This is a genomic window from Armatimonadota bacterium (assembly GCA_039679645.1).
Taxonomy (GTDB): domain Bacteria; phylum Armatimonadota; class UBA5829; order UBA5829; family UBA5829; genus UBA5829.
Window position 1 is genome coordinate 24,762 of sequence record JBDKUO010000025.1, and the last position, 14,080, is coordinate 38,841.

Annotated in this window: 12 protein-coding genes and 1 tRNA gene; 6 read left to right on the forward strand and 7 right to left on the reverse strand. The window is 50.2% G+C overall.

Features of this window, described 5'->3' with window-relative positions:
- From ABFD83_05050 to ABFD83_05075, 6 genes are all read right to left on the reverse strand, one after another.
- Entirely contained in the window at positions 1-1,824 is a 1,824-nt protein-coding gene (locus ABFD83_05050) for a hypothetical protein (GenBank protein ID MEN6356436.1), read from the reverse strand.
- 29 nt (positions 1,825-1,853) lie between these two features.
- Positions 1,854-3,512, reverse strand: a complete 1,659-nt coding sequence (locus ABFD83_05055; protein MEN6356437.1) for an AarF/ABC1/UbiB kinase family protein — start codon at positions 3,510-3,512, stop codon at positions 1,854-1,856.
- Positions 3,513-3,683: 171 nt separating this feature from the next.
- Positions 3,684-4,244, reverse strand: a complete 561-nt coding sequence (locus tag ABFD83_05060; GenBank protein MEN6356438.1) for a hypothetical protein — start codon at positions 4,242-4,244, stop codon at positions 3,684-3,686.
- A gap of 232 nt (positions 4,245-4,476) precedes the next feature.
- Complete coding sequence (locus ABFD83_05065; protein ID MEN6356439.1) at positions 4,477-4,824, reverse strand: polyhydroxyalkanoate synthesis regulator; 348 nt, start codon at positions 4,822-4,824, stop codon at positions 4,477-4,479.
- Positions 4,825-4,863: 39 nt separating this feature from the next.
- Entirely contained in the window at positions 4,864-5,367 is a 504-nt protein-coding gene (locus ABFD83_05070; GenBank protein ID MEN6356440.1) for a BCAM0308 family protein, read from the reverse strand.
- A 103-nt stretch (positions 5,368-5,470) separates the two neighbouring features.
- Positions 5,471-6,193: a hypothetical protein gene (locus ABFD83_05075; protein ID MEN6356441.1), complete on the reverse strand. Its 723-nt coding sequence runs from the start codon at positions 6,191-6,193 to the stop codon at positions 5,471-5,473.
- A 206-nt stretch (positions 6,194-6,399) separates the two neighbouring features.
- On the opposite strand from ABFD83_05075, the gene ABFD83_05080 reads away from it, so the two are divergent.
- A tRNA-Leu gene (locus ABFD83_05080) sits at positions 6,400-6,486 on the forward strand.
- A gap of 82 nt (positions 6,487-6,568) precedes the next feature.
- Here ABFD83_05080 and ABFD83_05085 read toward each other — a convergent pair.
- Positions 6,569-7,633 carry a glycosyltransferase gene (locus tag ABFD83_05085; protein MEN6356442.1) on the reverse strand — a complete coding sequence of 355 codons (1,065 nt, stop codon included), beginning with the start codon at positions 7,631-7,633 and terminating at the stop codon, positions 6,569-6,571.
- A 147-nt stretch (positions 7,634-7,780) separates the two neighbouring features.
- On the opposite strand from ABFD83_05085, the gene ABFD83_05090 reads away from it, so the two are divergent.
- From ABFD83_05090 to ABFD83_05110, 5 genes are all read left to right on the forward strand, one after another.
- Positions 7,781-8,743, forward strand: coding sequence for a sugar phosphate isomerase/epimerase (locus ABFD83_05090; protein ID MEN6356443.1), 963 nt, complete (start codon positions 7,781-7,783; stop codon positions 8,741-8,743).
- 162 nt (positions 8,744-8,905) lie between these two features.
- Positions 8,906-9,772, forward strand: a complete 867-nt coding sequence (gene ilvE / locus ABFD83_05095; GenBank protein MEN6356444.1) for a branched-chain-amino-acid transaminase — start codon at positions 8,906-8,908, stop codon at positions 9,770-9,772.
- A gap of 89 nt (positions 9,773-9,861) precedes the next feature.
- Entirely contained in the window at positions 9,862-10,224 is a 363-nt protein-coding gene (locus ABFD83_05100) for a hypothetical protein (GenBank protein ID MEN6356445.1), read from the forward strand.
- Positions 10,221-11,255, forward strand: coding sequence for an ATP--guanido phosphotransferase (locus tag ABFD83_05105; GenBank protein ID MEN6356446.1), 1,035 nt, complete (start codon positions 10,221-10,223; stop codon positions 11,253-11,255). The genes ABFD83_05100 and ABFD83_05105 overlap by 4 nt, the downstream gene beginning before the upstream one ends.
- A gap of 186 nt (positions 11,256-11,441) precedes the next feature.
- Positions 11,442-13,919: an ATP-dependent Clp protease ATP-binding subunit gene (locus ABFD83_05110; GenBank protein ID MEN6356447.1), complete on the forward strand. Its 2,478-nt coding sequence runs from the start codon at positions 11,442-11,444 to the stop codon at positions 13,917-13,919.
- The last annotated feature ends 161 nt before the right edge of the window (positions 13,920-14,080 follow it).

Below are 14,080 nucleotides of genomic sequence, written 5' to 3' on the forward strand. Positions count from 1 at the left end.
CTATTGCCGGCCTTTGTCTTCTTTTGGCCTATTGTCTTTTGGTTCTTCAATCTTTGGCGGTAAATATTTGGGTGTTATAAACGAATATGTTATGGAAGAACCGATATCGCTAGCGGTGGCTGTCAGGGTGTATTTGAATTGCTTTCCTACCTGCTCACGCCTGCCACGAAGCTTGATATCTGCATAAGGATCTTTCGTAAATGCTGCTTTACCACGAAAGACCCTGGATATTGTATCAAACTGAGCAGGCATCACTGTACTTAGGTCAAGCCCTTCCTTTGAATAGAAAGCAGCACTTTGAACCTCGTTCAGGCAGGCACAGGCTCTAATTGTATCACCACTTTTGAAAGTCAGCCAGGATAACGGAATATCCACGTTTCCAAGAATCTCATCAGGCAGTATATTTTCTGAAAACTGGTCGTAGTCAAGCGCCGCAATCTGGCCAAGCTGGTCTATATCCAGTGTGCCTGTGTTCTTCAAACTTTTACGCCACGCCTCCAGCCATGCCTCGGGAATCTGTGCAGCGCGCTTTCTGAACCAGTCTCTGTCTCTGAACTCGATAATTGAGCCCTGCTTTTGCCAGTTGTGGCGGCTGGACTCGATCACATATAAAATATCTTTAAGTCGTTTATCGACATCTTTGGAATATTGATACTTGGAATAGGACCAAAAACTATCAGAGACAATCGTGTATCCGGATGCTGTTGCCAGCGCTGCCAACAGATCGACAAAACTGCTCCCCTCCATGTTCAGCTTCACCTTCACATCCAGAGCAGGATCAGCTTCATGCTCGATCAATGGCTCTCCGAAATCCGTCTTCTGCTCATCCTTAGGTTTCATCTGATCTGGATTGACAGTCATGCCGTCCAACATCTGAATCTCACCTATAGCTTTTGCTTTTGCAGATTCATCGTCCGGACTCCTAAATAGACCATAGGCTCCATCTTTTCCCTGGCAGGAAAGATATACATCACCAATATATGTGTCGCCTCTATACCCCATTACCTCTTTTGCATAGTTGATTAAAATTGCAGTTTGATCAATACTATCTGAAGCGCTTACCGGTCTGTCTGCTCCTTTACCTGTGAGTTCTTTGGTAATGGTATTTCTGGCCTGAAGAACATTCAGTATAGACTGCCGGACCTCGGGAGACATGTCAGAAGAATTCAACCGCAGCATCTCACCGGAAAGCCATGCCTGTTTAGCCGCAGGGACTTGCTCGAATAAAGCCGGCAGCAGTTCTTGATATCCCATTTTGCACTGCATATAAAGTAATGGATTATCGTTCTTGAGCTTTTCTATCTCCTCAGCATTCATAGTAGACGCCGTTGTAAGATCGTCCAGGACTTTAGCGCGCCCTTCTGTTTCTATTTTTTTGAGACGCTCCTCTTCAATAAACCTCTGGCGATCCGCGCCCAGCAGAGTCTTGCGATCCATATATAATCTGTAACTAACTACGCCGCCGTCATCACTCTTGCTCCACTTAAACTTCATCACACCGGCAATCGAGTTCATAAGGCTCGCAAGTGGAATATCCTTAGCAAAAATGTTCATTTTGCGGTCGCGTACCTGCCAGTCTAGATTGTTGTAACCGGCATAGAGCTTGACGCCCGTCATTTTGCTCAGATCGGCTAGTATCGACAAAACAGTCTTCCGTCTTGCCTCATATGTCACTTTTTGCGCGACATCGTCACTTGTGAGTATCGGTTCCGATGCGGCCATTTGACCTGAGTTCGGATCGACAGTCAACTTCCCACTCGCAGCCAGAGGCGACGAAATACAGATAGCCAAGAAAATAACTGCAGCAAAGTAGCGGAGTATCAATGACTCACCCATCCTGTTATTGTAGTGTCTTACTTGTGCTTACCGGACCGCATTATCGCCACTATCAGCCAGACGCCGAATACCAGGGCTACTATATAGCCGAGCACGCCAAGAGTCGGCAGGCCGAAAAGTGAAACAGGCCCCTTTCCCGCAGTGACTACCAGCGATGAGCCTACAATCGTGCCCGCGACAATCAGTGCTATGGATATGCGATTTGCTGCGCTCTGGAATGTGCGCGAGACTTCATCAAGCCCCTGATGCTTGAACTCGACACGCAGTGTCCCTTCAACAGCCTTACGGACCAGCTTGTCAAGATGTTCCGGCAGAGTAAATAGAAAGTCTCTGGCAGCTACCAATGCGCGAAAGAGCTCGGTTACATTGTTTTCGGAACGCAGTTCGCTCCTTACAGCCTTCCCCACATAGCCCCGGGCTACCTCCGTAAAATTGAAGTCCGTGTCGAGCTGGCGGCAAATTCCCTCCACGTTGGCAAACACTTTGCCTAACACGGCAAAACTTGCCGGAAGACGGACTTTATAACTCGCCGAAACATTCAGCACACGGGTCAGCAGTTGACCCATATTTACAGAACGCGCAGGGACATTATAATACGAACGCAGCACCTTGCCCAGGTCTTGAGTAAATCTGCGAACATCGACCTCATTTTGAGATATACCGAGATTAAGTATCTCGTCGGCAAGTATACGCGCATCCTGCTGCTCAAAGGCCATCAGCATCCTGATCGCGCCCGCCCTGTTCTCTGGGTCGAGATGACCTACTTGACCACAGTCGAGCAGAGCAATTTCACCCTCTTTTGTGACCAGTACATTACCAGGATGCGGATCAGCATGAAAAAATCCATCGACAAAGACCTGTTCAAAGAAAGACGCGGCAAAACGCTTTGAAAGTTCTTTATTGTCCACGCCTGGAATCGGGTTCTGTGCGACTTCCGTTATTTTAATGCCGTCGATTGCCTGAAGGGTAAGCACTTTTCCGGTCGTCAGATGCCAGTATACGTGCGGAACATGCACATGTCGCTCGTCCGATATGATCTCACGAAGGCGATCCGTATTTCTGGCTTCGCGGCTATAATCCAATTCCTCGCGTATCGTGATTGCGAACTCATCCACAATATCGAGAATGCCGTATGTACGAGCCCTCTCCCAATGCTGCTCCAGAAACTGGGCGCGTTTGTACATGATCTCCAGATCCGTATCGACAACATCGCGTATATGAGGCCGCTGGACTTTTACGATCACCTGCGTGCCGTCGAGAAGTTTGGCGCAGTGGACTTGTGCAAGAGATGCTGCAGCAAGCGGCTCGACACTGAACTCCTTATACAGCTCCTCAAGACCAATTCCGAACTCGGACTCGATAACCTCTCGAATCTGCGCAAAATCGACCGTCGGCGCCGTATCCTGAAGCTTGGCTAACTCACTTATATACGGCTCGGGGATTATGTCGGGACGTGTTGAGAGGATCTGGCCCATCTTGACGAAAGTCGGACCCAGCTCTTCGAGTATTTCGCGGATATGAGCAGGAGCACCGACTTTCTCCTGAATATGCGGGACTTTACCCAGATGCTCAGCAAGACCAAGCCTGCCGACCATCCAGCCCCAGCCGTGTTTGGCCAGAATTCTCGCTATCTGCCGGTATCGCTGAAGATGCCGGCGGCTTTTGTCGAGTAACAATTATTTACTCCTTAAAGTGGAGAGCGGAGAGTTGAGAGTGGAGAGCCCGGAACAGACACCACTCAGTTATACCCAATGATCGGGCGCGATATCTGATCGCGACCGCAAAAAACTCTGCAATTTGAAATCGCAACATTTTTGTATGCCGCGAGAATGGCGATTTACGCTATTTCAACGATATTCACTAACTCTGAGTTCCGCGGCATGTTGTAGATCTCTTGCCAGCATACTTCCTAAGCCCCCAAGATCGGTGCAACAAGTTATAACAAGTCCCAATATACCGGTAAAACAGGCGGACGGGCTATTATGGCAAAATCCTGCTGATGCACCTAATGCCAACGGGATAATCAGACGGAAAACAGGCATTCTAGAAACACTGAGAACAGTGATGCCCTCAACATCACGTATCTTTAGAGAATACATAAAGTTCCATGCTACAACAATCTTGAATTGCTTGCTGCCTAATCGACTCACATCTATATTTTCTCGTTCACTTGCCTGCAGATAATGCGGCGTCCACACGCGCCATTTCTTGACTACATTAGAAGCTATCTCACGTAGTTCTTCATTTCCTAAATGTACACCAGGCGAGAGACAGACATTTTGAGTTCTCAATAAAACACGTATGCCCGACTGCCTTACTTCATTGCGAGTCATGTGTATAAGCCATGGCAAGTTGAGTAATAGTATCAGGACTAAAGAACCCCACATAGTCCAAATGATGATCAACATGATATTTACTGTTTCCTATGCTGCGGGAATGACGCTTTTCACTTACTCCCCCAATATTCAACGTTCACAAGTTCCCGCAGCTTGCACTATATTGCTCAAATGAAGGGCTTCGGATACTCATATCCCTCGATAATCTACATTAATCAGGGAATATTCACTCTCGAAATGTATCAAGCGCTGAATTTATTTCGGGCCGGAAAGCATCCGGCCCGATCAACATCATCAACCAATATTATTCGCACTTGGAAGGACACACAATGCCGATCTCTTCGACCTGCTTTTCAAGATGGCTGAGGCGTTTTTCAAGCATGTCTATCTCCTGCTCCAGCTCGATCACCTTTGCCGACTCGGCGGCTCCAGCCTGCTGGAGCATTTTCGACATCTGCTCACGCAGCCACTCCTGCACGGACTTCTTCTCCTCTTCAGCCTTTTTGGTGACATCATCGACGAACTGCTTTGCCTCATCAGAGCTCATTTCACCCCTGGAGACGGCCTCATCCGCGAATTGCTTGAGCTTTTCTGCGCTCAGCGCCGCCGCACCAAGGCCAAAGTTCATTGATTTTTTAATAAGGTCCATCATATTCAACGCGCCATACCCCCTAAATCTAGAAGTTAGATATTATGCATCTCTGTGCCAGTTTACTCTTGCCAGTTTATCGTCTCCAGGCCACTTATATTCAATGCTGCCTCTGTATGCCCTGTGTATCGCCTTGCCTAACCTTTGTGCAAGCTTTTCATTTGTCGTCGCTATCTCGATGCCGCCCCTTACCGTCTCCAGACTCATGATCCTCTGCAAAGGATTATCAGCAAGCGCCTGATTGCTTTCATTGCGGATAAGGCTCAAAATTTCATCTTTATGAGCGTCTATAAACCTGCCGCTCAACTTTAGTATGCCGCCTGGAACATGGTCTCTCTGCTTCCTACAGGCCGGGCACAACGTTTCATGCTGAATTCCTTCAGCTCTTTTTTCTTTAGTCAGATCAGCCTGCGTATACCAGCGCCCAGCCGTATATACAAAGCCGCACTTTCCACAAATGCTGTTCTCTTCTATGGACTCCTCGTCGATATAAGGGTCGGTGTATGATTCAACGTTGCGTCTGATGGTAACCGGCGATTTATTCACTGTCGTGTACCTCCTTAGCATAATGACTGTGAGGTCACTACTGTGGCTCATTATTAGCTTACCCGACCGCTGAAAGCGTTCAAACGAAAAGCAGGGGCTGTTTTTATGATCGAGCCGAACTTATCATCGACCACCCGATCATCGCCGCACAAAGCAGCGCAGCCGGAATGAGCGCATACTTGAGCGGCAGCAGCATCACCGATATACCGACCAAAGCAACACCAAAGAGTAAAAGTATATAATAGCGAATTCCCGGCGCACTGCCGCCGGAGAGCCACCTGCTGAACGAACTCTGATATGACAGATGCGATCCGCATTTCTTGCAGACACGCGTGCCGCTGGGATAGTCGACAAGACATATCTTGCAGTATGGGTTCACAGTGTCTCTTATATGGCGCTCCCGCGACCATGCCGCAAGCATGTACTCGCATTCCATCCCCGCGCCCATATCGACTGCAACCTGCATCTCATCTATTGATCGGTCAAGCTCACCCAGCTTGTATAGAGTATCTGCCAGATATTGCCTGGCGGCGACATTGGTGGGATCTATATGCACTGTGTCCACATATTTATCCATCTGGCCCTTATAAAAAGATCTCATGCCGCCTATCCTGAACGAATAGGCCACATACCCCCCGACACCGGCAAGTGGAAAGAAAGCAACCACCCACTGCCAAAATGTATGCGCTTTAGCCAGCCCAAGCGATGTCCAGCACAAAATAGACGCAAGGATAACTGCGTCCGAGAACTCGATCATTCCCTCCGACCACCAATGTGCAATCATTATCAAAAAAGCGCAGGCAAGCAATACGCCAACAATAATCATTTTGTATCTGATATTTAATATTGATTATATGAATAGGATTATGTGCATGTTGATTTGCGTTATGGACTTTGGGTCAGCCACAACCGACGATGCCTATATTTTCGCCGCCGGAGGTCTCAATTCCTTTTAATGTGTTTACTGCGGTCAAGATCAGCTAAAAAAAGTGTTGACGTTCAGAGCATCCGATAGTAAAATATATCTGCCATGGGGACGTGGCGGAATGGCAGACGCGCTTGGTTGAGGGCCAAGTGAGCTTAACGCTCATATGAGTTCGACTCTCATCGTCCCCACCACAAGATTAAAATCCGACCTCACATGGTTTTTGTTTCAACCGCTAACACGCTTGGTTCGTTATTGCCGTGGTTCTTAACCAATTCAGCAGCTAAGCGCTGTCTCTACCTCCACAGCACGGTGAGCGTAAGTATGATTGGCGATAGCCCTCTCATGTGCAGCCCTGCCTATCAGAAGGGCACGAGATGGGTTCAGCTCACGCATATGATGGGCTACTTCGACTCCGCTCTGGGCCGTCAGAATCTCCTTTCCCGGCTCAAAAAACTTCTCCAGACCGTCCCAACGCTCACTGATAATACAGGCGCCAGTCGCGGCAGCCTGAAATACTCGCGCAGCAGGTGAAAAACCGTAATGCGCCACAGCCTCCCATGCGACATTTAGAATTGCGACTGGGGTGCTGTTGAATGCGTTGATATCCCATGAATATATCTCTCCCGCCAGTTTCACGTTATCAGGCATATGTCTGCTTCCCCACCCGCTTCCGGCAAGCACAAACTTGGCATAAGGCATTTCCCGTGCAGCGCCGAAAAAGAACTCATCTACTCGGATCTCACGGCCCGGCAGCCTGTCACCGCAAAAACCCAAATCGCCTTTGAATCTTTCTTCAGGACTGACATGGTGATAAACCTTCGGATCAATTGCATCGTGTATCGGAACGGACTTTCGTGCGCCTAATACGTCATATGCGTTTTGTACCGCATCTCCGCCGCTGTGAGTAAGTATAAGGTCATATCTAGATATTTGTGCGCGAAGAGGGTCATTCGGACTCTTTTCAATGCGGTCCAGTGTGCCCGGCGCATCGATGTCCCAAAAGACACATATAGAATTCGGCCGCTTCATGCAAGGAACTGCTGCCTCAAGCAGTTCGTCGAAAACCCCTACCCCGCTCGCTTTTATAATCACATCGGCATCCCGCGCGTCGTCCAGGGCACTGTGAACACCGTCTTCGCCATCAGCCGAATATACGACCACACGCGCCCAGTCAGGCTCGTCCAGATCACGATGCAGTTGGCGGTCGAATGCGTCAGGTTCATAAAATGTAATGGAGTGTCCGCGATCATGCAGCGCTCGGATAATTCCCCTAAAATAAGCCGCAGGCGGGTTAAAATGTGCAGAAACCAGGCTCGATCCAAAGAATGCGATTTTCATCGGTCATATCCTCCGTTTCTACTGGGAAGTATTACAAGACAGTATATCCTCCAATCAAGCAATCGGCAATGATGACTTGATTTACGCACATAAAGTTACTATAATTCCTCATAATGGCAATCAAATGGGGAGGCCGGAATATATAATATGAAGATAGGCGTGTTTGAAGTGCTTTTTGCCGGGCAGCCGTTCGAGGCGGCTCTTGACTATATAGCAGCCTCCGGCGTTCAGATGGTCGAGTTGGGCTGCGGCAATTATCCGGGAAATGCGCACTGTAATGTCGATGAGCTTCTCGGAAACTCTGCTGCTCAAAAGAACCTGCTCAACGCTATAAGTTCACGACGGCTTCAGATCAGCGCGCTGTCATGCCACGGCAATCCCGTCCACCCAAACAAAGATTTCGCCGCCAAAGACCGCGACACGTTCAACAAGACCGTTCGGCTGGCAAGAGAGCTTGGGGTCGAGGTGGTCGCCAACTTTTCCGGCTGCCCCGGCGATGGGCCCAATGCTACCGGACCTAACTGGGTAACATGCGCATGGCCGCCCGATTATGTAGACATACTTAACTGGCAGTGGAACGAAATCCTGATACCATACTGGCGCGAGCAGGCCAAATTCCTAAAGGATAACGGCGTCAAAGTCGCTCTGGAAATGCATCCAGGTTTTTGTGTATATAATGTAGAGACTATGCTCAAGCTGCGCGACGCATGCGGCGAAGCCATAGGCTGTAACTTTGATCCAAGTCATCTTTTCTGGAACGGCGTTGACCCGTGCATGGCTATCCGCAAGCTAGGTGGCGCTATCTATCATGCACATGCCAAAGATTGCCTTATTGATAAGCACAACACTTCGATCAACGGCTGCAATGATACCAAACACTACGGAGATGTACTGGGCAGGAGCTGGGTCTTTCGCACTATCGGCTACGGGCACGACCTTAAGGTTTGGAAGGACATTGTGAGCACGCTCAAGTCGGTCGGCTACGATTTTGTTCTGTCCATCGAACACGAAGACGGTCTGATGTCGGTCAACGAAGGCTTCCAGAAGGCTGTCTCCCTCCTTAAAGAAGCAATTATCACCGAGCAGCCCGGCGAAATGTGGTGGGCCTAATACATTTAGTATTTGGGATTTTGTATTGATTATTTGATTGTTTGACTATGGGTGAGCGATATAGAAATAAAGCATACGCGCTCACATCGGGTTTTCCCTCATGCCTCGTTGTTTGTGACGAGAATATGAGTGTGTTATACTAATATCATCAGGAGCATTTCAATGGATAAATGGGTTTTTCTCAATGGCGATTTTGTGCGTTCCGAAGATGCACACCTCTCGATCTATGATCATGGCTTTCTCTATGGAGACGGCGCTTTTGAAGGCATAAGAGCATATAACGGCAAGGCATTCAAGCTCAAGGAGCATGTAGCCCGTATATTTAACTCTCTTAAAGCGCTGTGGATCCAGATGCCGATGGATCAGGCTGCATTCGCAGGCAGCGTTGAAAAGCTTCTGGAAATGAATGAAGTGACCGACGGCTATATAAGAGTAAGCATCTCGCGAGGACTGGCTCTGGGTCTGGACCCGAGAAACGTCAAGGGGCAGCCGACAATCGTTGTCTCGACCGACAAGCTCTCTCTCTACGCGCAGTCGATGTATGATAACGGCCTCGAAGTGGTCACAGTGGCCACCAGAGTGGCGAACCCGCAGGTGCTGGAGCCCAGGATCAAATCGCTGGGTAAATACGTCGGCAATATTCAGGCAAAGCTTGAAGCCAACCATGCAGGCGCAGGCGAAGGCCTGATGCTCACCGAAGACGGCCATGTGGCTGAGTGCACCGGCGATAATATTTTCTTTATAAAGAACGGCGTCGTAAATACTCCTGCCGCTCACCTCGGAATCCTCGAGGGTATAACCCGGCAGACGGCTATGGCTCTGCTCGAAGAGATGGGCATCAAAGTTGTTGAAGGAATCTATACGCGCTTTGACTTGTATTCGGCTGATGAAGCGTTTCTTACCGGCACAGCCGCAGAGGTTATACCGATGACAATGTTGGATAAGCGTCCGATAGGCGATGGAACACCAGGACCGATCACCAAGAAGCTTATGAAGGTCTTCCACGAATATGCGGTAAGTCAGGCATAATGTCATAACGTCATGCGTCATAGCGTCGTGCGTCAAATCGTCTCGACGTTATGACGTTGTGACATTATGACTTTGTGACGGAGGTTCTCTTGATCAGCGACCCTGTAAAATGTGAGATATGTGCCAGCCAGCCGGCAAAGGTAGTTATGGTCCGCCGCAGGGGTGAAGATATATACCGAACGTTTGTTTGCGAAGGGTGCGCAAATGAACGCACCAGGATTTATGCGGGCGGCTCTTTGAATATCGATCGCATAGTATCGACTGTGCAAAAATCTGAGGTCTCTGAGTCTTCTGCATACAGTTGTAGGTTCTGTGGAACGACTTTGGCTGATATTGTTGTTGACGGCAAGCCCGGATGCTGTCTGTGTTACGCTCGGTTTGCCGGTGAAATCGAGCATGCCCTGAAAGCTGCGCAGGGCAGCACATTTCATGTCGGCAAGTCGCTCAAATGATGAGTGATAATCTCCCCGATTGGATAAAAGGCGGCGGTCCCGATGCCGATGTGGTAATCTCCACCCGAGCCAGGTTAGCCAGAAGTCTGGCGGACTATCCGTTTCCATCGCGCGCCAGTGGGGAAGATTTATCCATGGTGGTGTCCGAAGTGCGCAGAGCCAGTTCGGGACTGACTTCTCGTTTCCCTAAGCTAAAGCTGATAAATGTCGACAAACTCAGCAAACAGGATAAATATTTCCTGCTGGACTCACATTTAGCGAGCGTGGAACAAATAAGTGGCGGAAATGGACGGGCAGTCATACTAGAGCCGAGCGGCACACTTTCCATAATGATAAATGAGGAAGATCATGTAAGGCTGCAAACGGTTCTCTCGGGACTGGCATGCCGGCAGGCTTGGGAACTGGTTGATTGGGCGGACGATGTCCTTGCAGAGGGGTTGAATTACGGTCATTCGGGAAAGTATGGATATCTTACCGCGAGCCTGAGCAACGTCGGGACCGGCCTGAGAGTATCGACCATGATGCACCTTGCCGGACTTTCGCTTAAGCGGAAGGTCAATACGCAGCTCAGAGCGGCATATGACCTTGGAGTATCGGTCAGAGGCCTCTTCGGCGAGGGCACCGGATGGCTGGGAGACATGTTTCAGGTCTCCAACGAAGTTACTTTGGGCGTGAGCGAGCAGGAAATCGTCGAGAGAGTGCGGTCAGTCGTGCAATATTTACTTGCCCAAGAGAGGCTTGCGCGGAAGGAACTATTAAACGAAGAGAGAAGTCGTTTGTTGGATATCGCGCGAAGGTCTCTTAAAACACTAAAGAGCGCGATGTCTGTAAAGCCGCAGGAGGCAGTGACTTTGATGTCACCAATTCGTCTTGCGGCAGCGCTTGGACTGGTAGAAAACTGCACCGGCGCGCTGATGAATGAACTTTTGATTGGAATGCAGGCTGGCGCAGGTGATGACGGCGGCGTTAGTATCGAACGGGCGGCATTGCTTAGAAAGAAATTGACCGATGTCGACATATTACCCGGCTAGCTCGGGTATACTAATAACGCCGAACAGAACAAGCAAACAATTATGGCCGTCTAATTAATTAAGAGTTTAGAATTAAGAGTTAAGAATTATAGCGCTTGCCGGCCTTTGGAATTCTTAATTCCTAATTCTCAATTCTTAACTAGCGAAGCGTTGAGAATCCCATCAGTAAAGGGGGGAAACTGTAAGATGTGGCAAAGATTTACCGAACGAGCGCGTAGAGTCGTGTTTTTCGCGCAGGAAGAAGCGGGTAGGTTGGGAGAGAACTATGTATCAACCGAGCATCTGCTTTTAGGTCTTGTGCGGGAAAATGACAGCGTTGCCGCCAGAATTTTAGATAGAATGGGCGTGAGTCTGGGCAGGATCCGCTCCGATATAGAGCGCCAGGTCACCAGGGGTGACGGGCGTCTGGGGCAGGATATGCAGCTCACCCCGAGAGCAAAACGAGTTATCGACCTTGCTTATGACGAAGCAAGGAATTTGAACAATAACTATATCGGCACGGAACACCTGCTCCTGGGTCTTATACGCGAGGGAGAAGGAATGGCTGCCCGCGTTCTGCAGAGACTTGGAGTAGACCTCGAACGAACTCGTAGAGAGGTGATGAACTTGCAGGACGGCGAGACAACGGCTATTACCTCAACCCGCACGCGTTCCAGAACACCTACGCTGGATGAGTTCGGCAGAGATTACACCGAACTTGCCAGGCAGGAGAAGATGGACCCGTGCATCGGACGCGACACTGAGATCGAACGCGTCGTCCAGATCCTTTCGCGCCGGACCAAGAACAATCCATGTCTTATAGGCGAACCGGGTGTCGGTAAGACGGCTATCGCCGAAGGGCTTGCGCAGAGGATCATCAGCGGCGACACACCCGAGACTCTCAAAGATAAGCGGATTGTCGCTCTAGACCTTGCCGGGCTGGTCGCGGGGACAAAATACCGCGGTGAGTTTGAAGAGAGAATGAAGCGCGTTATGGAAGAAGTGCGCAAGGCCGCGGGTGAAGTGATCCTCTTCATCGACGAGCTGCACACTCTGGTAGGCGCGGGAGCAGCCGAGGGGGCAATCGACGCCTCCAACATACTTAAGCCTGCGCTGGCGCGAGGCGAACTGCAGTGCATCGGCGCGACCACAATGGACGAGTACCGCAAATACATCGAGCGTGACGCGGCTTTGGAGCGCAGGTTCCAGCCGGTCCAGGTCCGTGAGCCGAACATTGAAGAGACGATCCAGATTCTCAAGGGTCTGCGCGACCGCTATGAGAAGCATCATAACGTAACCATAGAAGACATCGCGCTGATATCGGCGGCGCAGCTCTCCGACAGGTATATTACCGACAGAGCGCTGCCGGACAAGGCGATTGACCTGATCGACGAGGCATCATCCAGAGTAAGACTTCGGATGGCAATGCCTCCGGCTGAACTCAGGCATGCCAAGCAGGAGTTGGCGAGCATACAGTCTCAGCTTAATTCGATACCCGCCGGGTCCAACTATGACCAGGCAGCCGAACTAAGGGCAAAAGAGCACGACTTCAGCGAAAAAGTAGATGAACTCGACCGCAAGTGGAAAGAGGACAAGGCGAGCCAGTCGACAGTTGTGGGTGAAGATGAGATCGCTCACATAGTCTACAGTTGGACCGGGATCCCTGTCTCAAGACTGGTCGAGGGCGAGTCGAGCAAGCTCCTTAAGATGGAGGATGTCCTGCACGGCAGGCTCATAGGCCAGCACGACGCGGTTGTAGCAGTATCTAAGGCTATCAGAAGAGCGCGGTCCGGTATGAAGGACCCGAAGAGGCCGATGGGCAGCTTCGTATTCCTCGGCCCGACAGGCGTCGGCAAGACGGAACTGGCCAGAGCGCTGGCGCAGTATCTCTTTGAGACTGAAGATGCGATTATCAGGATCGATATGTCCGAGTATATGGAGAGGTTCTCCGTGTCCAGACTGGTCGGAGCGCCTCCCGGATACGTCGGTTACGATGAGGGCGGCCAGCTCACAGAGGCCGTGCGTAGAAGACCGTATTCGGTGGTGCTGCTCGACGAGATCGAGAAAGCCCATCCTGAGGTCTTCAACATCCTGCTGCAGGTTATGGAGGACGGCCGGCTTACTGACTCGCAGGGCCGGATAGTGGACTTTAAGAACACGATCATAATCATGACCAGCAACATCGGCGCACAGTCGATCCAGGGTGGACCATCCATCGGCTTCATACCGGAGGAGTCGCCTACAGAGTCTGAACGGGCGTATGAGAGTATGAAGCACCGCATCACAGAAGAGATGAAGCGGACATTCAGACCAGAGTTCTTGAACCGTGTGGACGACGTAATTGTCTTCCATCAGCTTACACGCGACGAGATCCTGCAGATTGTCGATCTGATGGTTGACAGGGTTCGCAAGCAGGTCTCCAGCCAGGGTATGGAACTCGAGGTCACTCGCGAGGTCAAGGAACTGCTTGGGGCGGAAGGGTTCGATCCTCAGTTCGGCGCAAGACCTCTTAGGCGCGCAGTGCAGCGGCTGATTGAGGACCCATTGGCAGAAGAGATTCTGTTGGGCAGGTTCAGCGCAGGAGACACGATCCGTGCGGAACTCGAAGACGGCAAGATATTCTTCACCAAGGCTGCAGACCTCAAGGCGCTGCCTATGGAGTCGCAATCGTCTGCGTCTTCGTAGATTGACTATCACAATAACAATCACAACAATCCCTCCTGGTATCTTACCTGGAGGGATTGTTTATGTATGTACTGTGTTATGATTTCCGAATCCTGAACCTACTGCACAAACAAAAGCGCACCCGATATATAGTCGGGTGCGCTTATTAATATAGGCTGCAA

Bases quoted from the DNA above. Each gene is read 5' to 3' on its own strand.
- ABFD83_05090 (MEN6356443.1), top strand. From the start codon at position 7,781: ATGAAGATAGGCGTGTTTGAAGTGCTTTTTGCCGGGCAGCCGTTCGAG.
- ABFD83_05085 (MEN6356442.1), bottom strand. From the start codon at position 7,633: ATGAAAATCGCATTCTTTGGATCGAGCCTGGTTTCTGCACATTTTAAC.
- ABFD83_05110 (MEN6356447.1), top strand. From the start codon at position 11,442: ATGTGGCAAAGATTTACCGAACGAGCGCGTAGAGTCGTGTTTTTCGCG.
- ABFD83_05060 (MEN6356438.1), bottom strand. From the start codon at position 4,244: ATGTTGATCATCATTTGGACTATGTGGGGTTCTTTAGTCCTGATACTA.
- ABFD83_05065 (MEN6356439.1), bottom strand. From the start codon at position 4,824: ATGATGGACCTTATTAAAAAATCAATGAACTTTGGCCTTGGTGCGGCG.
- ABFD83_05105 (MEN6356446.1), top strand. From the start codon at position 10,221: ATGATGAGTGATAATCTCCCCGATTGGATAAAAGGCGGCGGTCCCGAT.
- ilvE (MEN6356444.1), top strand. From the start codon at position 8,906: ATGGATAAATGGGTTTTTCTCAATGGCGATTTTGTGCGTTCCGAAGAT.
- ABFD83_05075 (MEN6356441.1), bottom strand. From the start codon at position 6,193: ATGATTATTGTTGGCGTATTGCTTGCCTGCGCTTTTTTGATAATGATT.